This is a genomic window from Nonomuraea cypriaca (assembly GCF_015645445.1).
GTDB classification, from domain to species: domain Bacteria; phylum Actinomycetota; class Actinomycetes; order Streptosporangiales; family Streptosporangiaceae; genus Nonomuraea; species Nonomuraea cypriaca.
Window position 1 is genome coordinate 1 of sequence record NZ_JADOGI010000136.1, and the last position, 22,085, is coordinate 22,085.

Annotated in this window: 19 protein-coding genes; 3 read left to right on the top strand and 16 right to left on the bottom strand. The window is 71.9% G+C overall.

Annotated features, from left to right (window positions below; all coding sequences use genetic code 11):
* Nucleotides 1–13: 13 nt before the first annotated feature.
* The 5 genes from ITP53_RS35010 to ITP53_RS35030 form a co-directional block, all read right to left on the bottom strand.
* Entirely contained in the window at nucleotides 14–1,294 is a 1,281-nt protein-coding gene (locus ITP53_RS35010) for an AAA family ATPase (RefSeq protein ID WP_195899742.1), read from the bottom strand.
* Nucleotides 1,291–2,730 carry a hypothetical protein gene (locus ITP53_RS35015; protein WP_195899743.1) on the bottom strand — a complete coding sequence of 480 codons (1,440 nt, stop codon included), beginning with the start codon at nucleotides 2,728–2,730 and terminating at the stop codon, nucleotides 1,291–1,293. Before ITP53_RS35015 ends, ITP53_RS35010 begins: the two co-directional genes overlap by 4 nt.
* A 95-nt stretch (nucleotides 2,731–2,825) precedes the next feature.
* Nucleotides 2,826–3,950 (bottom strand): hypothetical protein, encoded by a 1,125-nt coding sequence (locus ITP53_RS35020; protein WP_195899744.1) that lies wholly within the window; start codon nucleotides 3,948–3,950, stop codon nucleotides 2,826–2,828.
* Between the two features lie 177 nt (nucleotides 3,951–4,127).
* Nucleotides 4,128–4,901, bottom strand: coding sequence for a hypothetical protein (locus ITP53_RS35025; RefSeq protein WP_195899745.1), 774 nt, complete (start codon nucleotides 4,899–4,901; stop codon nucleotides 4,128–4,130).
* Between the two features lie 87 nt (nucleotides 4,902–4,988).
* Nucleotides 4,989–5,678: a class I SAM-dependent methyltransferase gene (locus ITP53_RS35030; RefSeq protein WP_195899746.1), complete on the bottom strand. Its 690-nt coding sequence runs from the start codon at nucleotides 5,676–5,678 to the stop codon at nucleotides 4,989–4,991.
* A gap of 94 nt (nucleotides 5,679–5,772) precedes the next feature.
* Here ITP53_RS35030 and ITP53_RS35035 point away from each other — a divergent pair, with 94 nt between their 5' ends.
* On the top strand, nucleotides 5,773–6,255 hold the full coding sequence (locus ITP53_RS35035; protein ID WP_195899747.1) for a hypothetical protein: 483 nt from the start codon (nucleotides 5,773–5,775) through the stop codon (nucleotides 6,253–6,255).
* Between the two features lie 27 nt (nucleotides 6,256–6,282).
* Here ITP53_RS35035 and ITP53_RS35040 read toward each other — a convergent pair whose 3' ends face one another.
* The 3 genes from ITP53_RS35040 to ITP53_RS35050 are packed head-to-tail and all read right to left on the bottom strand — an operon-like array spanning nucleotide 6,283 to nucleotide 9,234.
* A complete protein-coding gene (locus ITP53_RS35040) occupies nucleotides 6,283–7,224 on the bottom strand; it encodes a phosphotransferase family protein (RefSeq protein ID WP_195899748.1) in 942 nt (313 codons plus the stop codon).
* Nucleotides 7,221–8,411 (bottom strand): acyl-CoA dehydrogenase family protein, encoded by a 1,191-nt coding sequence (locus ITP53_RS35045; RefSeq protein WP_195899749.1) that lies wholly within the window; start codon nucleotides 8,409–8,411, stop codon nucleotides 7,221–7,223. The genes ITP53_RS35040 and ITP53_RS35045 overlap by 4 nt, the downstream gene beginning before the upstream one ends.
* 40 nt (nucleotides 8,412–8,451) lie before the next feature.
* On the bottom strand, nucleotides 8,452–9,234 hold the full coding sequence (locus ITP53_RS35050; RefSeq protein ID WP_195899750.1) for a CPBP family intramembrane glutamic endopeptidase: 783 nt from the start codon (nucleotides 9,232–9,234) through the stop codon (nucleotides 8,452–8,454).
* 74 nt (nucleotides 9,235–9,308) lie between these two features.
* Here ITP53_RS35050 and ITP53_RS35055 point away from each other — a divergent pair, with 74 nt between their 5' ends.
* Nucleotides 9,309–9,710 carry a DUF6285 domain-containing protein gene (locus tag ITP53_RS35055; protein ID WP_195899751.1) on the top strand — a complete coding sequence of 134 codons (402 nt, stop codon included), beginning with the start codon at nucleotides 9,309–9,311 and terminating at the stop codon, nucleotides 9,708–9,710.
* Here the strand turns inward: ITP53_RS35055 and mctP are convergent.
* Both mctP and ITP53_RS35065 read right to left on the bottom strand, forming a co-directional pair.
* Complete coding sequence (mctP, locus tag ITP53_RS35060; protein ID WP_195899752.1) at nucleotides 9,704–11,311, bottom strand: monocarboxylate uptake permease MctP; 1,608 nt, start codon at nucleotides 11,309–11,311, stop codon at nucleotides 9,704–9,706. The two genes, ITP53_RS35055 and mctP, sit on opposite strands and share 7 nt — an antisense overlap.
* A complete protein-coding gene (locus tag ITP53_RS35065; protein ID WP_195899753.1) occupies nucleotides 11,308–11,517 on the bottom strand; it encodes a DUF3311 domain-containing protein in 210 nt (69 codons plus the stop codon). The genes mctP and ITP53_RS35065 overlap by 4 nt, the downstream gene beginning before the upstream one ends.
* A 296-nt stretch (nucleotides 11,518–11,813) precedes the next feature.
* Here ITP53_RS35065 and ITP53_RS35070 point away from each other — a divergent pair, with 296 nt between their 5' ends.
* A complete protein-coding gene (locus tag ITP53_RS35070) occupies nucleotides 11,814–12,704 on the top strand; it encodes an SDR family oxidoreductase (protein ID WP_207756833.1) in 891 nt (296 codons plus the stop codon).
* Between the two features lie 4 nt (nucleotides 12,705–12,708).
* On the opposite strand, the gene ITP53_RS35075 is transcribed toward ITP53_RS35070, so the two are convergent.
* The 6 genes from ITP53_RS35075 to ITP53_RS35100 form a co-directional block, all read right to left on the bottom strand.
* Nucleotides 12,709–13,650, bottom strand: coding sequence for a helix-turn-helix transcriptional regulator (locus ITP53_RS35075; RefSeq protein WP_195899755.1), 942 nt, complete (start codon nucleotides 13,648–13,650; stop codon nucleotides 12,709–12,711).
* Nucleotides 13,632–15,230 (bottom strand): CocE/NonD family hydrolase, encoded by a 1,599-nt coding sequence (locus ITP53_RS35080; RefSeq protein WP_195899756.1) that lies wholly within the window; start codon nucleotides 15,228–15,230, stop codon nucleotides 13,632–13,634. The genes ITP53_RS35075 and ITP53_RS35080 overlap by 19 nt, the downstream gene beginning before the upstream one ends.
* Nucleotides 15,231–15,288: 58 nt before the next feature.
* The gene (locus ITP53_RS35085) at nucleotides 15,289–16,152 is read right to left on the bottom strand and encodes a DUF4394 domain-containing protein (protein WP_195899757.1); all 864 of its coding nucleotides are present in this window, start codon (nucleotides 16,150–16,152) and stop codon (nucleotides 15,289–15,291) included.
* Nucleotides 16,153–16,284: 132 nt separating this feature from the next.
* Nucleotides 16,285–19,773: a S8 family serine peptidase gene (locus ITP53_RS35090; protein WP_195899758.1), complete on the bottom strand. Its 3,489-nt coding sequence runs from the start codon at nucleotides 19,771–19,773 to the stop codon at nucleotides 16,285–16,287.
* Nucleotides 19,774–19,988: 215 nt separating this feature from the next.
* Nucleotides 19,989–20,618 carry a TetR/AcrR family transcriptional regulator gene (locus ITP53_RS35095; RefSeq protein WP_195899759.1) on the bottom strand — a complete coding sequence of 210 codons (630 nt, stop codon included), beginning with the start codon at nucleotides 20,616–20,618 and terminating at the stop codon, nucleotides 19,989–19,991.
* Nucleotides 20,619–20,689: 71 nt separating this feature from the next.
* Nucleotides 20,690–21,922, bottom strand: coding sequence for a cytochrome P450 (locus ITP53_RS35100; RefSeq protein WP_195899760.1), 1,233 nt, complete (start codon nucleotides 21,920–21,922; stop codon nucleotides 20,690–20,692).
* Nucleotides 21,923–22,085: the final 163 nt, after the last annotated feature.

A 22,085-nucleotide genomic window follows, 5' to 3' on the forward strand; every position in this document is an offset into this window, starting at 1 on the left:
GCGGAGGGTGGTGTCAGACGCGGTGGTGGGACAGGTGCTCCAGGACCGACTGGTTCGCCTCCCAGCCGTCAGGGAACTTCACCGGCACCCCGAGCTGTACCGGCTCCGCCGACGGATGGGCGTCCAGGAGCTCGGCGATGCCCGCCCGGGCCACGACCACGCAGGCGTGCCGGTGCCGGGAGGCCAGCACGCACAACCGGCCTGACTCCAGATGGAAGGCCGTGGCGTCGCGCCGCCCCGACAGCGGGTGCAGGACGATCGTGACGTCGTACTCGCGGCCCTGCAGCCGGTTGGCGGTGTCCACGGTGATCTCGGCCGGGAGCCCGGCGGCGCGGATGGCGGCCACCTGGTCACGGTGGGCCGCCCCGACCGCGATGCGATCGGCCGTCACCGGTCGCGAGCCCTGTTCGGAATGAGTCGTCGCGCCCCGCTGCAGCAGCCGAGCCGCCAGCAGCGCCACCGCCTGCACCGCCTCGAAGTCGGTACGCACGGTGTGCCGGTTCGGCAGCTCCAGCAGCGCCCACCCCGACCTCGCGGCCTCCTCCAGCGCCCGGTCGTGCACGGTCCCCATGCCGCCCGTCGCCAGCTCCAGCCGCCGATCCCCGGCCGAGGTGCCCGCCCTGAACCCGGTGAAAGGGTAGAACGCCCGCGACACCACCGGCGCCGCCGACGCCGGCAGCCGCCACGACACGGGAAGCCGGTGCACGGGCAGGTCCGGGTTGTGCCGCAGCAGCACCGACACCGCGCTCTGCAACGGATCCCACGACAGGCCCGACCACCGGTCTCCGTCCACGATCGAGAACGGGTCGAGCTGCCCGGGATCGCCCACGAACAGCGCCCGCTCGAACGCCCCGGCGATCCGCAGCAGCTTGTCCGAGCGCATCTGGTACGCCTCGTCCACGATCGCCCACGGCCACACCCGGTCGCCGATCCACGCCCATTTGTCCGCGGTGGCGAGGACGATGTCGGGGTCGCCGAGATCCTGGATCCTGGTGCCGACCCGGACGCCGGGCAGCTCAAGCATGCGCAGCGGCGGCACGTACCCGCTCGCCGACAGCCGCCCCACGGTGAGGCGCGGGTGCGCGGCGGAGATCCGGGCCACCAGGTCGTCGACCTGCTCGTTGGTCTGGGCGACGATCATCAGCGGCTCGCCGGTCGCGGCGATGTGCGCGGCGGCGCGCACCACCAGCGTGGACTTGCCCGCGCCCGGCGGCGAGTCGACCACCACGCCCCGATGCCGGGGCAGGTCGGCCAGGACGCTCTTGACGACCTGCTCCGGGCTCTCGGCCGTCATGACCACTCCTCCTGGGCGTCCTCGTCGTCGGGTACGTACTCGCGCGGCGGCCCGCCGTGCGTCCACGGGGTGGCCTCGGCGTCGGGCAGGTTCGGCGAGCCCTGGAAGTCGTCGGTCAGCGAGGTGTAGCAGACCCGCTCGCCGGGCTCGGGCACGGCTCCCGGCGCCGCCGTCTTCCCACGTCCCATGCCCTTGGTGATCTTCAAGGTGACCAGGCCGTCGGAGGCGGACACCAGTTCGGCGCCCTGGCCGCGGCGTTGCGGGGTGCCGAGGGAGGCGCCGGGCGGGAGGCGTACGGGGTCGTCGGTCTTGATCATCACCAGCGGGCGGAGCTTGCGCGAGCGGCCCTCGCCCTCGGTGTTGTCCGGGACCGTCTCGACCACCTCACCCGCGAACGCCTCCCCGGTCAGCCGGTGGTCGGCCATGACCAAAGGGTCGTCGTAGGCGCGCTGCACGTCATAGGCGGCCTGGGCGCGTTCCATCCTGGTCAGCCTGGCCGCGGCGGCGATCGCGCCGTCGCGCCTGGGCTGGGGTGGCCCGCCCTCGGCGAGGTGCGCCGCCATGCCGCTGAACGAACCGCGGTCCTGCTCCCACCGCTGGGTCACGCTCGCGCCCGCGGGCAGGCCGCCGAGCAGGTCGATCGCCTGCCACATCAGCCGCCACGTGGGCTCCAGCTGGGTGCGCAGCGCCTCGGTGACCCGCTCGGCCGACCCGCTCTCGATCGCCGGCGCGAGCACCTCCGCGTCGAACCCAGGATCGGTCGCGGGCCCGGCGGGCGGCCAGATCAGCGGGTCCTCGGCCTCGTCGGCACGCCGGTCGACGGGCCCGTCGGCGATCCAGCCGAGCAGCGCCGCCAGGTTGGCGTCCTCCAGCCCGCTCTGCCCGGTGGCCCAGTGCCGCCCCAGCTCCTCGGTCGCGGCCGGCATCAGCGACGACCCCGGGTACGCCGCCCGCTCCGCGAAGTACGTCAGCCACCGCCCCAGCAGCGGCACCTCCGGCGGCACCGGGTACGGCCCGTCGGCCCGGCGAAAGCGCGTCGAGCGGCCGAGCAGCCGGGTGAAGCCCACGCCTGCCGGGTTCGGCACGATGAGCTGCGGGGCGTCCACCGCCCGCTCGTAGGGGTCGGCGTTGCGCCGCTCCACCGTCTCCGTGGCGGCCAGGAACCCCTCGATGTACGGCAGGAGCACCCCGGCCAGCTCGGCCGCCCAGGCGAAGCGCAGGTCGCGGTTGCGCGGCTGGGGCACCACGAGCAGGCGCGGCCGCTCCCGGTCGTCGCCGAGCATGGCGGCCAGCGGCGCGGCGGCCTCACCGGACAGCTTCAACGGGATGAACACCATCGGCCGGGCCGACAGATGGCAGTGCCTGACGGTCGCGACAGGCTGTGCCACGCCCTCGTCCAGGGCCCGCAGCCGCGCGAGCGAGGTGAGCAGACTCACGTCAGGAACCTCCCGAAGGGCAGAGACACTCGCGGCGCGGGCGAGGTCGGCACGGGGAGAGGCACTGCGGCGCGGGCCAGGTGGGCGGGTTCATGTCACGAACCTCCCGAGGGGGAGAGGCACTCCTGGCGCAGGCGTTCGGCGTTGCGGAGCAGCCGGGCGATCTCCTCCTGGCCCTCGGCCGGGTCGCGGACGCCGTCGGCGAGTCCCAGCGCCTCCGCCACCGAGGCGACGCCGCCCAGTTCGTCGCGTACCTGCCGGCCCAGCAGGTCTGAGGCGCCCTCCTGACGGGCCTCGTCGCGGCAGAAGAAGCACAGGTCGCAGGTGGACAGGCAGTCGGGCGCGTACCGGGCGGTCGTCCTGCGCAGCGCGTCGGCCAGCTCGGCGACCGGCCTGGTGGGCCGCCCGTCGTCGTCCGGCCGCAGGTCGAACGTCAGGTCCTCGGGCAGCCCGGCGAGCAGCCGGTCGAGGGTGGTCATCCTGGTGAGCTGGCGGCGCAGCACGGCCAGTTGCCTGCGTACGTCGACCAGGGTCGCGGCCGGGCGGTTGGCGAAGTTCTCCGGGCAGACCAGGACCACGTCGTGCGAGACCTGCCGCGGGTCGTGGCCCAGCTCCTCCAGCAGCGTGCGCAGCGCCAGCACGTACACCGCCGCCTGCCGGGCGGCCGCCGCCACCGCCGACGGGTCGGCCTGGCCGTCGATCACCGCGAACGACTTGATCTCCACGATGTGGAAGCGGCCGCCGACCTGGAACGCCACCACGTCGGGCTCCAGATAGGCGGTGTGCCCGGCGATCTCCAGGGTGAGCAGCGGGTGGTCGTATAGGGTGCCCGCGTCCTGGCCGTCGCGGGCGGCGCGGTCGATCAGCGCGCGGGTGTGGGCGTGCCGCAGGTGGGCGCCGACGTTCTCCACGTCGTGGTAGGCGACCTCGGCGATCGGCAGGCCGAGCAGCTCGCGCAGCATCCGCAGCAGCTCCGCGCACCCGTCGGCCTTGACCAGCGCCTCGAACACGTTGCCGCGCGTGATCGCGAACGGCGACTGCCCGAACGGCGCGGGGAAGCCCAGGTGCCGGGCCGCGGCGTCCTTGTCGACCCCGGCGCCGTCCATGAGCGCCCGCCGGCCGCAACCGGGGTTGGCGGCCAGCGCCGCGATGGCCCGCGCGTCATGCGGCCGCGGCGGCGTCGTACCCCGCAACGCGTCGAGCCGGTGCTCTGTACTCATGGCCTCACTCCGTGAGGCGGGCTCGGTCGCCTCATGCCGCCGCCTTCCCCCGCTCTGGTCGCTTCGCTCCCGCCGCTCCTCCAGACGACGGCACTCCCTCGCGTGCTCATGGCCTCACTCCGTGAGGCGGGCTCGGTCGCCTCATGCCGCCGCGATCGCCTTCGCGCTTCAAGCCGCTCACTTCGCCTGCTCCTTCTTGATCGTGCTCAGCGTAGCGGCGCCGAACAGCCTGGCCGCGTCACCGAGCTGCGCCGTGGCGCGTTCCGCCAGCTCGGCGCGGTCCCGCGTGTCGCGGGCGGCGTGCACGCGCAGCTCGGCGCGGGCCGCCTCGATCACCCGCAGCGGGTCGGGCGGGCCCAGTGTGGCGGCGCCGGGGATGTTCCTCGCCATCCTGACGAGTAACTTGGCCGCCCGCTCGTCCTCCTGGCCCGCCGACATGTGCTCCGCCACCGCTCCGGCGCAGGTGAGGAAGTCGACGCGAGGGCTGAGCGGGCCGACCACGCGCCGCTCCAGCGGCCACGTGCTGAGCGTGAGCAGGCCGCGGGCGGGGGAGAGGCGGTCGGTCAGAGCCGCGCACAGATAGTACGGCCGCCCGAACGGCGACGACCTGAACGACCGCTCCTCGTCCCTGCGCAGGCTGGTGAGCTGGTTGCTGCGGATCGTACCGCCGAAGAACGCCTCGCTGACGGCCACGATCAGCCGCGGCTGGGCGGCCGCCCCGAGCAGCCGCAGCCCCTGGTGGACCTGCTCGCGCACGGTGACCAGGGGAGGCGGCTCGGGCCTGGCCCGCGCCTGCCCGCCGCTCACCAGGGCGTCCCAGGCGCGTTCAGCGCTGCGGAGCTCGGCGCGCAGGACGCGGGCGGAGGCTCCGTCCCTGGTGCGCATGGCCGTGCGTACACCGGCCCGCAGCTCGTCGATCCGCAGCTCGAGATCGTCCAGCCGGTCGCTCATGGCGCGAGCGTACCAACAGTCCCAGTATTTTCCAGTAATTTCACGACATCGAGGCGAGGATGTGATCTACATTGTAAAGGAGCCCGCTCAGGAGGCCGGCACGGCCACCAGCCAGGTGCGGTCCTCGGTCAGGAACCGCTCCAGCCGCAGCCCGGCCGCCGCCAGACCGGCCCCCAGTTCCTCGTCGCTGAGCCGCCTCGACGAGAAGGACTGCGTCCACACCTTGTCTTCGCCGTCCCGGCCATATGTGTACCGCATGGTCGCGTGGTAGATCCCGGGCGACACCTCCTCCACGGCCGCCATCGTGATCGTGACGTCGCCGTCGGACCTGCCCATGCCCGGGCGCCACCGGTCGTGCGCCTCGGCGGGCATCCACTGGATCAGCACCGCGCCCCCGGGTCGTACGTGCCTGGCGCAGGCCTCGAACAGCCGCAGCCGGTCCTCCTCGGCCACGGTGTTCGCCAGTTGCGAGGCGAGCATGACGGTGTCGAACCGCCGGTCGAGCCGCAGGTCCTCGATCCGGCTCCGCACGGTACGCGCGCCGCGCACGAGGGCCAGCATCTCGGCGGACTCGTCGACGGCCACGACCTCGAAGCCGTTCTCGATCAGTGGGTGGGTCACCCGGCCGACGCCGGAGCCGAGCTCCAGCACGGAGCCGCCCCGCGGCGTCACCTGAGCCACCAGCTCAGGCTCACCGGTGATCCCGAGCACGCTGTAGAAGTGGACGGGCGATCCGTCCGGGCTGATCGGGCCAGGGCCCGTGGCACTGTTACGCATGCATAAGACGCTAACTCGCCGGAAACGGTCGGTGCGCGCGCGAGAACCGGCGAACACCGGCACAGGACGCGCCCGCCTGGGGGACGATGCCGGTGTGACTCGTCAGCTGATGGGAGCCGCCGCCGGGCTGGCCGCCCTCGTCCCCGTCTACTACCTCACCGAGGCCGCCGCCAAGGCCCTGCGTACGGGCTACGCGACGTTCGGCCCGGCACCGGCGGGCCTCGGATACCTGGCGGCGGTCGCCGTCATCGTCACCCTTCTGACCGCGTGGCCGCCGGCGGCGCTGGCGTGCGGTCTGCCGCTGGCCGCCACCGGCGCCCTGTTCGCCCTGGACCTGGACGCGGCGCTCCGCGTGGCCGGCACGCTGCCGTGGGCACGGACGGGCGGGTTGCCGTGGTCGCGCCCCGACGGCCTGCCGTGGGCGGAGCTGGCCGAGCCCCCAGGCACCCTGGCCGGCCTGTCCGGGCTGTACACGCTCATCGGCGCGTTGCTGGTGCTCTCCGCGCTGCGCCCCGCCCGGCTGCGATCCGTCCTGACGGGGTGGACCGCCCGGCTGCGCGCGCGGTGGACCGCCTGACGGCGAGGTGGACCGCCTGACGGCGTGTCAGGAGTCCTGCCGCAGCGCGCCGAGCAGGTCCCACTCGTTCTCGCACACGCGCCGCCCGATCGCGGCCAGCTCCACCGACCGCGCGCCGCCGCGCAGGTGCCGCATGGTCTGCATGACGCAGATGATCCCCCACTTGAGCACCCCGAACGTCTCCCACCAGCGCAGCGCGTCCCGGTCCACCGGCTCGCCGCCGGCCGCCTCGTAGGCGGAGACGAGCTCGTCGTAGTCGCCGAACCCGCCCACCGGCAGCGGCGAGCCGAACCGCCACGCCTTCACGCACAACCACCCGAGGTCCTCCAGGGGGTCGCCGGCGTGGGCCAGCTCCCAGTCGAGCACCGCCCTGATCCCCTCGGGGCCGACGATCAGGTTGCCGTTGCGGAAGTCCCCATGGACCACCGTCCTGCGCGTGCCCGGCGGCCGGCTCGCCGCCAGCCGCCGCAGCGCCAGCTCGAACACCGGATGCGGCTCCCCGAGCAGGTCGAGCGCGTCCCGCCACTGGCGCAACGGATCGCCGGGCGCGTCGCCCGGCACGCACGACAGCGGCATCCGGTGGATCGCGGCCAGCGCCCGGCCGCACTGCCCGGCCAGCCGGGGCCTGGCGTCCCGGTAGGCGTCGTCGCGCAGGATCCGGCGCGGGATCGTCTCCCCGGGCACGCGGTCCATGAGGAGGTACGACTCCCCGGCGGCCAGGACCCGCGGCACCGGCACCCCGGCGTCGTACGCGGCCCGCATGAGCACGGCCTCCTGCCGCAGCCCCGGCCCCGCCTCCAGGGCGCCGCCGGGTGAGTCCAGCCGCAGCACCAGCTCGTGCCGCGCACCGCCGCCCGCGACGTCCAGCGCCCACGTCTCGCGCGAGGCCCCGCCGGGCAGCCGGACGCCGGACACGATGGCCGCCCCGGCACCGAACACCTCGCCGACGACCGCCGCTGGGTCGGTCATCGCAGCCCGAACTCCCAGTTGCCGCCCGCCGTGTACGCCCCCAGGATCCGCCGGCCCACCGAGTCGATGTGCACCTCGTCGGGACCGTCGTAGATCCGCCCGGCCCGCGCGTGCCGGTACATCCGCTCCAGCGGCGTGTCGGCCGTCAGGCCGGCGACGCCGTACACCTGGATGGCGCGGTCGATCACGTTGTGCAGCATGCGGGCGCCCACCACCTTGATCGCCCCGATCTCCACCCGCGCCTGCGAGCCGGCGTCGACGGCCTCGGCGGCGTTGAGCGTGAGCAGCCTGGCGGCCTGGATCTCGGTGTAGGAGTCGAACACGTGCTGCCGCATGAGCTGCTTGGCGGCCAGCGGCTCGCCGAAGGCGGTCCTTTCGTGCAGCCGCCGGCACATCAGGTCGAACGCCCGCTGCGCCTGCCCCAGCCAGCGCATGCAGTGGAAGATCCGCCCGGGTCCCAGCCGCCGCTGCGCGATGACGAACCCGTGCCCGCGCGGGCCCAGCAGATTGGCGGAGGGGACGCGGACGTCGTCGTACCTGACCTCGCAGTGCGCGCCGTCCAGCCCCAGCACGGGGGTCTCGCGCACGATTCGGTAGCCGGGCGTGCCGGTCGGCACCAGGATCATCGAGAACGCCAGGTGCGGGGGCGCGTCCTGCTCGGTCCGGCACATCACGGTCGTGTACGCCGCCCGCGACGCCCCTGTCGTGAACCATTTGTGCCCGTTGATCACCCATTCGTCCCCGTCGAGCACGGCGGACGTGGTGATCTGCGTGGGGTCGCTGCTGGAGACGGCCGGCTCGGTCATCGCGAAGCTGGGCGAGATGTCGCCGCGCACCAGCGGCTCCAGATAGCGCTCGCGCTGAGCGGGCGAGGCGTGCTCGTGCAGCATCAGCGAGTCCTGCAACGTGTACGTGCCGAGCGCGAGCTGCCCGTACTCGCTGCGTCCCTGCACCTCGTTGACGTAGACGTAGTCGAGGAAGGGCAGCCCGCCGCCGCCCAGCTCACGCGGATGGCCGAGCGCCCACAGGCCCTCCTTCCTGGCCTCGTCCCGCAGCCCGCCCAGCGCCGCCGCGGCGTCCGGCCCGCCCGCGTCCAGCAGCGGTTCGAGGGGTTCGACCCGTTCGCGCATGAAGGTGTGGACGGCGTCGCGGATCGGCCGGACGTGGTCGGGCACGGCGAAGCTCATGCTTGGATCCCAACGCGAACCGCCCGCGCCGTCAACGGGGTCAGGGCAGCCAGCTCACCCGGTCGCGCAGGAACGCGTACCCGACGAAGGCCACGGCGTCGATGAGCGTGTGGGCCACCACCAGCGGCATCGCGCGCCCCCACCGCTGGTACAACCGCCCGAACACCAGCCCCATGACCACGTTCCCGACGAACCCGCCGAACCCCTGATACAGGTGGTACGACCCCCGCAGCAGCGACGACACGACGACCGCCCGCCACGGCCCCCAGCCGGCCTGCCCGAGCCGGTGCAGCAGGTACCCGGCGACCAGCACCTCCTCCAGCACGCCGTTCTGCGCAGATGCGAGCAGCAGCACCGGCACCTGCCACCACACCTCGGGCAGCGCGCCAGGGACCACCGTCAGGTTCACCCCGGAGGCCCACACCGCGAGGTAGAAGGCCAGCCCGCTGCCGCCGATCGCGGCCGCGAGCAGCGCCCCGCGCACCAGGTCGCGCCCCGGCTCGCGGACGTCGGCGCCGATCGCCCGCAGCGACTCCCCCGAGCGCACCATCAGGTACGCCACCAGCCCGACCGGCGCGACCGAGATCGCGATCTCGACCAGCTGCAGCGTCAGGTCCAGCCACGGCCGCCCGGGGGCCAGCGACCCGACCAGCACGGCCTGCTGGCCCTTCAGCTCCTTCGGCGCGGTGAGCGCACCGATCAGCCGGACGAACGCCACCAGGGCGCTGGCGCCGAGCGAGACCGAGAACACGACGAGGACCTCGGCCCGGATGAGCCGGGGCCCGAGCATCGGGACCGGTGCGGAGGGGGACTCTGTGTGCATGGCCGCAGATTAGCCGTAAACATGATCGGACCGGATAAAAGACCATATTTACTGATCTGCTCTGCTGAGGAGTGATGGTGACGCGAACCGACCCGCACGACGTGCCCACGGCCGCGCAACTCGTGGCCGCCGTACGCGACTTCCTCCAGACCGACGTGCTGCCCGCCGTCGACGGCCGGGTGCGCTTCCACACCCGGGTGGCGATCAACGTGCTGGGCATGGTCGAGCGCGAGATCGAGCTCGGCCCCGCCCAGGCACGCGAGCACGCCGAGCGCCTGGCCGGCCTGGGCGTCGCGGACGACGCCGAACTCGCCGCGGCCGTCCGCGAGGGTCGGCTGCCGGATGACGGCCCCCTCCTCGCGGCCCTGGAGCAGGCCGTACGGGCGAAGCTTCAGGTCGCCAACCCCGGCTACCTGACACAGGACGGCCCGCCCCCCGGCGAGCGGGGCGCGGGCCGTCAGAAGCCGGATCAGTGAGAGCCGGCCAGATCCAGGTCCTTGACGTCGGGGTCGCCCTCGTCGGCGAAGTAGTCGCCGCGCGCCGTCGCGTCCTCGCCGTCGGTCACCTTGGCCGCCCGGAAGATCAGCGTGGCGAGCACCGACACCACCAGGTTGACGGCCAGCGCCAGGAACCCGGCGTAGACCGTCATCGTGGTGTCGAAACCGAGGTTCGACAGCCCGAACGCCGAGCCGCCGAAGTGCGCCTTGCCGTTGGCCGGGTTGGGGATGAGGTACAGCATCCACATGCCCGCCGCGAGGCCGAGCGCCCAGCCGGTGATCAGGCCGCCCTTGTGGAACCAGCGGGTGTAGAGGCCGAGCGCCACCGAAGGCAGCGTCTGGAGGATGATCACGCCGCCGATGAGCTGCAGGTCGATGGAGAACTGCGGGTCGAGCAGCAGGATGCACAGCACCGCGCCCACCTTGACCACCAGCGACACCACCTTGGAGACCTTGGCCTCCTGGGCGTCGGTGGCGTTCTTGTTCATGTACTCGCGGTAGATGTTGCGGGTGAACAGGTTGGCCGCCGCGATCGACATGATGGCCGCGGGGACGAGCGCGCCGATGCCGATGGCGGCGTACGCGACGCCGGCGAACCAGTCGGGGAACATCTGGTCGAACAGCACCGGCACGATCGTGTTGGTGTCGGCCTTGCCGTCGGTCACGACCGGCTTGGTGCCCGCCGCGATCGCCATGAAGCCGAGCAGCGCGATCAGGCCCAGCACGAGGCTGTAGGCGGGAAGGCCCGCCATGTTCCGCTTGATGACGTTGCGGTTCCTGGAGGCCAGCACGCCGGTGAGGCTGTGCGGGTAGAGGAACAGCGCCAGCGCCGAGCCGAACGCCAGCGTGACGTACTGGAGCTGGTTGCTCGCGCCGAGGATGTAGCCGTCGCCCGCGGAGGCCGTGGCGTCGAACTTGGCCTTGGCCGCGTCGAAGACCGAGTCCCAGCCGCCGAGCCTGGCCGGGATGTAGATGACGGCGGCCAGGATCACGATGTAGATCAGCACGTCCTTCACGAACGCGATCAGCGCGGGCGCCCGCAGCCCCGACTGGTAGGTGTACGCGGCCAGGATCGCGAACGCGATGATGATCGGCAGGTGTCCGGTGATGCCCATCGCCTTGAGCACCGCCTCGATCCCGACGAGCTGCAGCGCGATGTACGGCATCGTCGCCACCAGCCCGGTGATCGCGATCGCCAGCGCCAGCGTCGGCGACCCGAAGCGGGCCCTGACGAAGTCGGCGGGCGTGACGAACCCGTGCACGTGCGACACCGACCACATCCGCGCCAGCACCAGGAACACCAGCGGATAGACCACCACCGTGTACGGCAGCGCGTAGAAGCCCAGCGCGCCGGAGCTGAACACCAGGGCGGGCACCGCCACGAAGGTGTAGGCGGTGTAGAGGTCGCCACCGATCAGGAACCAGGTGATCCACGAGCCGAAGCTGCGACCGCCCAGCCCCCACTCGTTGAGGCTGGCCAGGTCGGTCGGCCGCCGCCAGCGCGCGGCCACGAAGCCGAGGCCCGTGACCAGCGCGAACAGCAGCACGAAGACGACCAGCTCGGTCGTGTGCCCGCTCACTTGGTCATCCTGTAGACGATGGTCGTCGTCACGACGCCCACCACGATGAAGGCGATCTGCAGCCAGTAGAAGAGCGGGAAGCCCAGCAGGCGGGGCTCGTCCGCGTTGTACAGGAACGTCAGCAGCGGCAGCACGATGGGCAGGACCAGCAGCCAGTTCCACGGGCTGCGGTCGGTGCGTTGCTGCCCGGGTTCCCCGGTAGTCAATCGACCCTCCGATGAGTGGATCAGCAGCCGGTTGTGACCGGCATCTGACAGGTAGTCAATGGAGGGAGAGTAGCTTTACGGGAGTATTAATCCCAATGACGGCAGTATTACGGTTTGGCCTAAATGTCGAGATGCCGTCTCAATACGTGAGAGGCATCGTGGGGTCGACGATGGCACCTTAACGGCTCTGCAACCCCGCGTAATCGAAGATCGACGAATGGTCTGATCCTCGCGGCGAACGGTTCGCTCCGAAAACATGACAGGAGATGTCCTCTATTCGGGGAACCATCGACTGCATGATTGCTTTGGTGGCGGGAGCGACCCGCGGCACAGGACGAGGGATAGCGGTCGAGCTGGGCCGGACCGGCGCGACGGTCTACTGCACCGGCAGGACGACGCGCGCCCAGCGCTCGGAGATGAACCGGCCGGAGACCATAGAGGAGACGGCCGAGCTGGTGACGGCGGCCGGCGGCACGGGCGTCGCCGTCCAGGTGGACCACCTGGAGCGGGACCAGGTCGAGGAGCTGGCCGGACGCGTCGATCGCGAGCAGGGCCGGCTGGACGTGCTGGTCAACGACGTGTGGGGCGGCGACCACCTGTGGGAGTGGGACACCCCGGTCTGGAAACACGACATGGACAAGGGCCTGCGGCTGCTCAGGCTGGCGATCGAGACCCACATCGTCACCAGCCGCCACCTGCTGCCGCTGCTGATCAGGAACGAGGGCGGGCTCGTCGTGGAGGTCACCGACGGCACCTGGGCGTACAACGAGACGCACTACCGGGAGAACGTCTACTACGACCTGGCCAAGATGTCGGTCAACCGGCTGGCGTTCGCCTGGTCCAACGAGCTGCGCCCCTACGGCGGCACGGCGCTGGCGGTCACCCCGGGATTCCTGCGCTCGGAGGCCATGCTGGACCATTTCGGCACCACCGAGGACAACTGGCGGGACGCGAAGGCCGACCCCGGCTGGCTGGTCTCCGAGACGCCCGCCTACGTCGGCAGGGGCGTCGCCGCCGTGGCCGCCGATCCGGACAAGCAGCGCTGGACGGGCAGGTCGGTCGAGAGCGGCGAACTGGCCGAGGCGTACGACCTCACGGACGTGGACGGCAGCCGCCCGCAGGTGTGGCGGTACATCACCGAGGTCCTCGAGCCGGGCAAGGACGCCGACCCGGCCGAGTACCGCTAGGCGTTCACTCGTAGAGCGCGGACATGCGGGCCGCGGCGCCGGCGACCAGGGCCCGCAGCTCCGGCGGGCCGAGCACCTCCGCCTCCGGCCCGAACCGCAGCACCTGCGAGTACGCCACCTGCACGGACTCCACCGCCAGCCGCACCGTGCCGTCGGGCCGCAGCGAGGCGAGCGCGTCGTCGACCGCGGCCGGGTCGGCGACGTGCCGCAGCATCCGCAGCCCGCGCTCGCTGAGCCGCAGCGTGATCACGTCCCTGAGCAGCGAGCGGGTGAACGCGGCCGACTGCTCCTTCCAGAAGGCGGCCAGGTCGAACCCGGGGTCCCGGTCGAAGGGCTCGGGAAGCACCGTGATCTCGCCGAAGCGCTGCAGCCGGAAGATCAGGAACCCGTCCCCGAGCCGGGCGGCCAGATACCAGACCCCCGCCTTGAGCACCAGCCCGTACGGCTCCAGGGTCCGCGGGTTGCCTTTGTAGTCGCCCGAAACGCGCCGATCGTTCCACACCGCCCTGGCCAGCGGCGCGAGCGCGGCCGGCGGCGGGTCGTCGCCGGCGAACCAGCCCGGCGCGTCCAGGTGGAAGCGCTGCGCCGCGACCTCGGGCGCGTCACGCAGCGCGGGGGACAGCGCGGCCGCCGCCTTCAGCCTGGCGGCGGCCGCCACCTCCTGCAGCCCCATCTCGCGCAGCGCCGCCGGCACCCCCGACAGGAACAGCGCCTCGGCCTCGGCCCGGTCCAGCCCGGTCAGCCGGGTGCGGTAGCCGTCGAGCAGCCGGTAGCCGCCGCCCCGCCCCCGGTCGGCGTACACGGGCACGCCGGCCTCCGACAGCGCGAGCACGTCGCGGTGCACCGTGCGCTCGGAGACCTCCAGCTCCGCGGCCAGCTCGGCCGCCGTCATCCCGCCCCTGCCCTGTAACAGCAGGACCAGGGAGATCAGTCTCGAGGCGCGCACAGCGGCAACACCACGGCGGAGGGATGCTCGGGGGAGTGGAAGACCTCGACGTCGGCGCTCACCATCGGGCCGCCCGCGACCAGCGGGTCGCCGGTGCCCGGGTTGCGGGCGATCGTCGGGTACGCCCCCGCCGCCACGTGCACCCGGATCCGATGGTCACGCCCGAACCTGTGCCCCATGGGCCACAGGTCCACCTCCACCCGGCGCACCCCGTCGGAGTCGCCTGGACCCAGCCGCCGCACCCCCTCGCACACGTTGTACGAGCGCCCGTCCGGCCGCACGTCGCACACCCTCACGACCACGTCCACGTACGGGGTGCTGGGGCGCACGAACAGCTCGGCCCGCACCGGGCCGATCATCTCCACGCCCGACTCCAGCGCGGCCGAGCTGTAGACCAGCACGTCACGGCGCTCCTCCAGCCGCCGCTGATCACGCGGCCTGGAGTCGCCGAGCAGCACGGGCCCGCCGACCGCCGGCGTCGGATGGTCGGGGTGGTAGCGGAAGCGGTCGGGCCCGGACCCGCGCGGCTCCTCGGTCCCGAGGCCGAAGCCGTGCTGCAGGTGCCAGCGCTGCTCCCGCATCCCCGGCACCGGCCAGTCGGGATAGTCCCGCCACTCCCCGGCGCCCTCCTCTCCCGGGTAGGTCACGAACAGCCGCACCGGGTCGGGCCGCAGTCCGGCGAAGTCGCCCAGCAGGTGGGCGCGGAACCAGGCCGTCGCCTCGGCCATCGCCGGGCGGCCGTGCCGCGAGTCCACGTGGTACCACGGCCCGATCGTCAGGTACGGCCGCCGCCCCGCCGCCCGCAGCGCCGCGTAGTCCTTGAGCTGCCACGGCAGGAAGACGTCGTACCAGCCGCCCAGCATGGTGACGGCCGCCCGCACCTCCCCGACCTTCGGCGAGAAGTCACGCTTGTCCCAGTAGGGGACGGCCGGGTCGGCGTGGTGGGCGAGCAGGTCCTGGTAGAAGCGCAGCGGCCGCCCGGCCGAGGCCAGGTCCAGCTCCCCCACCGGCCGGCCCGACAGGACGGCCTTGCGGGTGAGCCTGGGCGCGGTCAGCGGCGCGACGCCGCCGCCGAAGCGGCGCGACATGCCGTCGGTGAGCGTGGTCCAGCTCAGCGCCGACTCCAGCGCGAACGCGCCGCCCACGTACGCCGCGTCCCTGAACTGCGACGCGGTGATCTGCGTGGCCATGGCCTTCAGCTCGGACCCGGCGTAGGGGGCGATCGCCCACTGCGTGTAGCCCAGGTAGGAGGGGCCGAACATGGCGAACGAGCCGTCGTACCAGGGTTGCTCGCGCAACCACGCGACGGTGGCCAGGCCGTCGTCGTGCTCGTCGCCGAGCGGGTCCAGCAGACCGCCTGAGCCGAAGCCGCCACGGCAGCTCTGGATGACGACGTGGAAGCCCTGCCTGGCGAACCCGCGGCCGTGGACCCAGCCCAGCAGGCCCCGCCGGCCGTACGGTGAGCGCATCAGGATGACGGGGGCCCGCTCGACTCCGGCCGGGGAGTAGTGGTCGGCCAGCAGCGTCACGCCGTCGGGCATCGGCACGGGGAGGTCCCGCTCAAGCCGCACGCGTCTCATGTACTAACCAGTAACAGATGCCGCCCGGTGTGCGGTACCCGGGGGGCACCCCTGCGGCTTATCGGGCTAGCTGTACCGCGATGTCGCTGACCTGGCGGTTCGACGGGAACGAGCCCACCTGGACGGCGTTGCCGGTCAGCAGGTCGACGATGTGGAAGCGGTAGGCGCCGCCGGTCCTGAGGGTGGCGTACGCCGTGTTCGACACCGCCACGCCCCTGCGCAGCCGGCTGTACACGTCGAACCCGGCGCCGGTGGCCGCGTTCACGCCGAGCTTGCCGGTCGGGGCCAGGTTGCCCGCGTTGGCGGGGGACTGCACGGAGAGCTGGTCGCCCGAGGTGTCCACGTCGAACAGGGTCGTCGCGGTGCTCGCGGCGAGGTCGTTGTTGGTGTAGCCGGCGCCGGTCACGCCGGTCGCCCGCGCACCGGCCGTGGCGGGCGGCGCGGGCGGGTTGGTGAGGGTGCCGTCGACGGCGGTCCTGCCCCTGGCCGGGGCGCCGTTCGGGTCGTCGAGGTTGTGACGCAGGTTCTGGCCGGCGTCGCTGATGACGCGCAGCCGGTTGGCCGCCGGGTTGAAGTCGACGCCGAAGGCCCTGCCGTTGAGCGCCACCGTCAGCTGGGACACCTTGGTGGCCCTGGCCCGGTTGTCCAGCGTGTAGACGCCGCCTCGGTCGCCGACGGCGTACAGCCTGCGGTTCTGCACCCGGTAGTCGATGCCGACGACCCTGCGGTCGCCTCGGAGGCCGCTGATCCGGCCGATCCTGTCGGTTCTTCTCGGGTTGCCGGCGTCGAAGACGACCAGATCGCCCATGGTGGTCAGGCCCGTCACGCTCGGGCCGGCGTAGCGGTGCTGAGCCTGCGCGGGCGAGGCCAGGACCGCGCCCGCGCCGAGCACGGCGGCGGCGAGCGCCAGTTGCTTACGCATCAGATCTCCTTGTGTGGTGTTGCCTTGCCCCTTTCTTCGCTGACTCGGCGCGTCCGGATGAACGAGGGTCCCCCGACGCTGGGTGCCCGCCCCGCGAGGCGTACGGGACGGGCACCGGTCATCGGCCGATCACTACGGGAGCACACGGTCCGGGCGCTCGGAGATGCGGATGGCGTTGACGAGCGTCTTGCCCTCGCGCTCCGCGAAGCGCACGTTGAGCTGACCGTCGGTCACCTTCACCGTGTACTGCCTGGTCACGGCCGTGTACGTGCCCGCTTCCAGAGCCAGGTCGAGCGCGGGGATCGCCAGCTGGCCCTCGACGAGCACGTCGAAGACCCGGTCGCCCATGTCCGTTCTCTTGATCTCGGCGAAGTCCAGCTCGACCGTGTACGTGCCGTTCGGGACGCGGTCGAAGCGGTACTCCAGCATCTCTTCTCTGGCCGACCTGAACAGCGCCTGGTCGTCGGTGCCGGAGATGGTCCTGGACGTGCTCTCCGTCCGGTTGCGGCCGGCGACGTAGCCGTGGCCGCCGGCGGTGTACTTCTTGTCCGGCGTCCAGGTGTCACCGGCGCGGTCGACCATGCTCCTGTTGCCGCCCACGTCGACGGCCACCTGGTGCTTGGGCACCACGACGGCCACGGTGATCTCGATCGTCGGCTGCCGGCCGCTGGCCGACTTGACGAGCAGCTTGCCCGTGCGCACCGTGCCGGGCGCGACGCCGTCGCTGGACACCTTCACGTTGAGCGTGGCCTTCTGCCCGTTGGCCAGGTTGCCGGTCGCCGGCGTCGCGGTGAACCAGGAGTCGCCGGTGACCGTGTACGCGGTCGCCGAGCCCAGGTTCGTCAGCTCCAGCGTCCTGGTGCGGGTGGTGCCGGCCGGCTGAACGACGGTCAGCTCGGCCGTCGACGCGCTCACCCGGCCGGTGACCAGCTTCGTGTCGACCGTCGTCACCGCGGTCGCCGCGATCGTGACGGCCTGGGTGAACGTGCCGTAGTGCTCCTTGGACACCTCGACCTCGTAGTCGCCCGCCAGCACCTGCCCGTTGAACCGGCCGTCCGTGCCGGTGGTGAAGGTGGCCACGTCGCCCACCTCGACCGTCGCGCCCGCCAGCGGGTCACCGTCGTTGGCGTCGGTGACGACGCCGGTCACCAGGCCGTGCCTGCTGGCCGTGAACGCCAGGCTCTGCCCGCTGGACAGCGCCGGCTCCAGGTTGGAGTACATCAGGGCGTCGGTGCCGGTCGCGTTCTCGATGCCGACCGTGGCGCTGGAGCCCTTCTCGCGGTCGCCCTCGATGTCCTTGTACCGGAAGGAGATCGAGCCGTCCTCGCCCAGCAGCGCCGTGAACGACATCCGCTGCGTGGTGCCGTAGAACTTGGCGTCCCGCCACTCGACGACGTACACGCGGTGCGGCGCGGTGCCGGTCACCGCGGTGTAGATCCCGGACTGGGCGTCGATCTCGAAGTCGTCCCAGTACGGGTAGATCGCGTCGTTGGGCACGGCCGCGCTCGGGATCGTTCCGTTGCTGCGGGAGGTGGTCTTGGCGGTGGCGAACGTGACCCACCCGTTCGTCCCGATCCAGGCCTTGTCGGCCGCCGCGCCGTAGAACGGGATCGCGAACGGCAGCGTCACCTGCAGGGCGTCGTCGTCGCCGGTCAGCGCCAGCTTGTCGGTGCCCGCCACGTACGGCAGCGTGCCGCTCTCGCAGGTGTAGCCGAAGTTGTCGCCGCGCAGCGGCAGCTCGATGTCCTTGACCACGTCACCGTCCACCGTGACGGTGGCGGTCGCGGCGCTGGAGCACTTGGATGACGGCGTGACGGCCAGCTCGTAGTCGCCCCGCGGCAGCGTCAGGCTGTAGTGGCCGGAGGCGTCGGTCACCGCGCTCACCGGCGTGTCCGCCGCCGTGATCGCCGCGCCGGGTTCCGGCGTTCCCGCCGTGGTCACCGTGCCGGTGACGGTGGCGGACGGCACCTGGGTCATCGACACGTCCACGGTCGTGGACTGCTCCGGCGTGATCGTCGCCGTCGCGGTGGCGTCCTCGTAGCCGTACTTCTTCGCGCTGAGCTCGTAGTCGCCGGCCAGCAGGCGCGGAATGGCGTACGTGCCGTCCGCGCCGGTCGTCACCGTACGGCTCAGCGGCCCCGACACCGTGATCGTCACCCCGGGCGCCGGAGCCCCGGCGGCGGTGACCGTGCCGGCGAGGTCGCCGACCCCGTCACCCGAGGCGGCCTGCACGGCGGCGTAGGTGTCGAGCCTGCCCTCGCCCCACACGTTGTTGTCGGCCGCGGTGCCGCCGCAACTCGTGTCTGAGGTGTCGATGGCGGTCGAGTCGAGCAGCGGCCTGGTCGCCTCGACCTGGCCCTGCAGGCCGGGCGAGGCCGACCAGATCAGCGCGACGGTGGCCGCGACGTGCGGCGAGGCCATCGACGTGCCGGTGTAGCTGGCGTAGCTGCCGCCGGGGACCGAGGAGCGCACGCTGACGCCGGGGGCGGAGATGTTCGGCTTGATCTCGCCGTCCTCACCCGCGCCCTTGCTCGACCTGGCGTACAGCGCGTTGTTGATGTCGAAGCCGCCCGCGCTGTAGGAGATCTTGTACTGGCCGGGGGAGCCGCTGGTGGTGCAGGAGGGCCCGCTGTTGCCGTTGGAGAACGCGGGGAAGATGCCGGCCGCGATCCACGTCTCGACCGTCTCCTTGTACCAGGGGTCGAACCCGTCGCCGCCCCAGGAGTTGTTGACGATGTCGGGCGCCAGGTCAGGACGCGGGTTCTCACCCTCGAAGTCGGTGGGCGCGACGACCCACTCGCCCGCCGCCAGCAGCGACGCGTCGGTGCAGGTGTCGATCTCGCAGCCCTTGGCCGCGATCCACTTCACACCCGGGGCGACGCCGATGCCGTTCGCGCCCGCCATGGTGCCCATGGTGTGGGTGCCGTGCCCGTTGTTGTCACATGGGACGCCGGGCGGGCAGAGGTCCGTCGGGTCGAACCAGTTGTACTCGTGGCTGAACGAACCGTCCTGGTTCGTGCCCCGGTAGCTCCCGGCCAGGTCCTGGTGGTCGTACTGGACGCCGGTGTCGATGTTGGCGACGACGATGCCCTCACCGCGGTTGCCCAGCTCGCTCCACACGCGCGGGGCGCCGATCCGGTCGATGTTCCATTCGTTCGCGTTGACCCTGGCCTCGGTCGCGGCGGGATCCGGCTTAGGCACCGAGAGCGTACGGACCGGCAGGATGCTGTCCACCTCGGGGAGCTCGGCGATGGTCTCGGCCAGCTTCTCGCCGGCGGTCACGCGTACCGCGTTGACGATCCAGTAGGTGGTGTACTCGGCGTCCTGGGCGTCGAGCAGCTTGCGCAGGCTCTCCTGTGAGGTCTTGGCCCGATCGGTCTTGGCCTCGTAGACCAACTCGGCCTTCGCGTCCTTGGTGACCGCCCGGCGGGCGGCCGACAGGTCGGCCGCCCCCTTCATCCGGACCCAGAAGGTGGCCTTGTCGTCCTCGGCGAGATCCGCCTGGACGGTGGCGTCGATCTTGGTGGGTTCCTCGGCCGCGTAGGCGGCCTGTGGGACGAGAAGTCCCGTTAAAGTGACGACCCCAGCCAGGATCGCACGCCAACGGAGGGTGTTCGGCACGGCTCTCCTTCGAGACAGAAGTGATCTTTACGCCTCTGTCGAGAAGGGTGGATAGATCTTGTCGGAAAAACAAGAGCTGTTTTGAAACGTTACATTTCACATGAAAAGGCAATTCGGCCAGCCGAAATACCGCCACAAAGGCCAGGTGGCCTTCATTTGTTTTCTGGGCGGTTTTAGGGCGGTTTAGGGCGGGTCCAGTGCGCCGGGGTCGGGCCTCAGCGGTGGCCGGCCCGCCCCTCCGCCGCCCCCGGGCGATACCCGGCCTGCTTCATGATCCTCAGGAGGTACGCCTCGATCTCGCCGGCGCTCTCGTCGTCCGGATGGGTGCCGGCATGGGAGAGCACCGCGGCGCTCAGGAGCTCCTGCACCACGTCCACGTCGGTCTCCTGCGGCAGCCGTCCGCGATCCCGGGCCTGGCACAGCATCTCGCGCACCATCGCCGCCCGCCGCCCGCCGTTGACCATCCGGTAGGTCGTCATCAGCTCGGGATAGTCGTCTACGGAGCCGAACAGCCTGCGCAGGAACCGGCGGTGGCGCGGCACCGCCAGGTACGCCGAGATGTCGCCGATCATGTGCTCCAGGTCGCGCCAGCCGGTGAAGGCGGGATCCTGGTCGTGGTTGACCAACTGCAGGGCCCGCACCAGCAACTCGGTCTTGTCGGCGAACCTGCGGTAGACCGTCGCCCTCGTCACGCCCGCCCGCCTGGCGACCTGCTCGATGCTGGTCTGCGCGGGGCCCAGCTCGATGAGCAGGTCGATCGCGGCCATGAGGATGGCGAGGTCCGCCTCCTGGCTGCGCGGCCGGCCGGCCGGGCGGGGCGTGGGCGAGGGGTCGATCGTGTTCATGCGTGTCGGGTCACCATCGTGTGGGGGCGGTCCGGCATGAGTCTATTGAGCGGTGGCTCCGGCATGGCCCGCTATCCCGCGTCCCACGTGACGGGGAGGCTGTGGACGCCGTAGATGGCCATGTCGGTCCGCAGCGGCACCTCGCCGGGCTCGACGGCCAGCCGCAGCGACGGGAACCTGGCGAACAGCGCCGGATAGCCCGCCCGCATCTCGACCCGGGCGAGCTGCTGCCCGAGGCACTGGTGCACGCCGTGGCCGAAGCCCAGGTGGCCGCCGGCCGCCCGGCTCAGGTCGAGGGCGTCGGGGTGGTCGGGGAAGCGGCCGGGGTCGCGGTTGGCGGCCGGGAGCGAGAGGGTGACCGTCTGCCCGGCCCTGACCAGCTCGCCGCCCACCTCGGCGTCCTCGAGCGCGGTGCGTACGAGGAAGGGGATGATGCCGAGGTAGCGCAGCAGCTCCTCCACCACCTGCTCGGCCCGGTCCGGCGCGGCGCGCAGCACGGCGAGCTGGTCCGGGTGGGTCAGCAGCGCGAACGTGCCCAGGGCCAGCATGTTCGTCGTGGTGTCGAGTCCGGCGCCCAGCAGCATGAAGCCGATGTTGGCCAGCTCCTCGTCGGTCAGGTCGCTCTTGGTCAGGCCGCTGAGCATGTCGTCGCTGGGCTCGGCCCGCCGGGCCCGTACCAGCTCCTTCATGTGCGCCTGCATCACCAGGAAGGCGGAGACCACCTCCTCGTGCGAGTTGCCCGGCCGCATGAGCGCGGCGGCCTCGGCCAGGAAGCGCTCCCTGTCGTCGTCGGCCACGCCGAGCAGCTCGCAGATCACCAGGGCCGGGATCGGCGCCGCGAACGTCTCCACCAGGTCGGCGGGCGGGCCCTGCCGTTCCATCGCGTCCAGGTATTCGCCGGTGACCGCCTCGATGCGCTCGGTGAGCCGCCGCATCCTGCGCACGGTGAACTCCCCGGTGAGCAGGTGGCGGTAGCGGGTGTGCTCGGGCGGGTCCATCGAGAGGAACACCCCGGGCGGCGCGGGCTGGGCCGGCCCCTGACCGGGCTGCTGGACGGGCAGGTGACGCAGCTCGGACCTCGCGCTGAACCGCCGGTCGGCCAGCACCTGGCGGACCAGGGCGTGGCTGGTCACCAGCCACCCCTGATGGCCGTCCGGGTAGGCCAGCGGGGCGATGGGCCGGGTCTCTCGCAGCCCGGCCAGCTCCGCGGGCGGATCGAAGGGCGTGGGCCGCAGGGTGGGCAGCGCGATGGGCGGCGATGCAGGCGGTGCTGTGTGTGGCGCGGGTGCCTCGGGTTCGGTCATCCTCGGGTCTCCTCTCGGATCGATGACTAAACAATACAGTACAGCTCTGTATTTGAAGTGGCGACAGCAGGTCGCGTTGCGCGATCTTGGTTGGCCGGTTACCCTGGGGTCCATGCGAAATCGCGCCCAGCTCCAGTGGTGGCGCCGCTCCTAGGCGGCGCGT

What these genes read in the sequence shown, in the direction of transcription:
- ITP53_RS35010 (WP_195899742.1), bottom strand. Translation starts at nt 1,294, where the DNA reads ATGACGGCCGAGAGCCCGGAGCAGGTCGTCAAGAGCGTCCTGGCCGAC.
- ITP53_RS35020 (WP_195899744.1), bottom strand. Translation starts at nt 3,950, where the DNA reads ATGAGTACAGAGCACCGGCTCGACGCGTTGCGGGGTACGACGCCGCCG.
- ITP53_RS35025 (WP_195899745.1), bottom strand. Translation starts at nt 4,901, where the DNA reads ATGAGCGACCGGCTGGACGATCTCGAGCTGCGGATCGACGAGCTGCGG.
- ITP53_RS35030 (WP_195899746.1), bottom strand. Translation starts at nt 5,678, where the DNA reads ATGCGTAACAGTGCCACGGGCCCTGGCCCGATCAGCCCGGACGGATCG.
- ITP53_RS35040 (WP_195899748.1), bottom strand. Translation starts at nt 7,224, where the DNA reads ATGACCGACCCAGCGGCGGTCGTCGGCGAGGTGTTCGGTGCCGGGGCG.
- ITP53_RS35045 (WP_195899749.1), bottom strand. Translation starts at nt 8,411, where the DNA reads ATGAGCTTCGCCGTGCCCGACCACGTCCGGCCGATCCGCGACGCCGTC.
- ITP53_RS35050 (WP_195899750.1), bottom strand. Translation starts at nt 9,234, where the DNA reads ATGCACACAGAGTCCCCCTCCGCACCGGTCCCGATGCTCGGGCCCCGG.
- ITP53_RS35055 (WP_195899751.1), top strand. Translation starts at nt 9,309, where the DNA reads ATGGTGACGCGAACCGACCCGCACGACGTGCCCACGGCCGCGCAACTC.
- ITP53_RS35070 (WP_207756833.1), top strand. Translation starts at nt 11,814, where the DNA reads ATGATTGCTTTGGTGGCGGGAGCGACCCGCGGCACAGGACGAGGGATA.
- ITP53_RS35080 (WP_195899756.1), bottom strand. Translation starts at nt 15,230, where the DNA reads ATGAGACGCGTGCGGCTTGAGCGGGACCTCCCCGTGCCGATGCCCGAC.
- ITP53_RS35085 (WP_195899757.1), bottom strand. Translation starts at nt 16,152, where the DNA reads ATGCGTAAGCAACTGGCGCTCGCCGCCGCCGTGCTCGGCGCGGGCGCG.
- ITP53_RS35095 (WP_195899759.1), bottom strand. Translation starts at nt 20,618, where the DNA reads ATGAACACGATCGACCCCTCGCCCACGCCCCGCCCGGCCGGCCGGCCG.
- ITP53_RS35100 (WP_195899760.1), bottom strand. Translation starts at nt 21,922, where the DNA reads ATGACCGAACCCGAGGCACCCGCGCCACACACAGCACCGCCTGCATCG.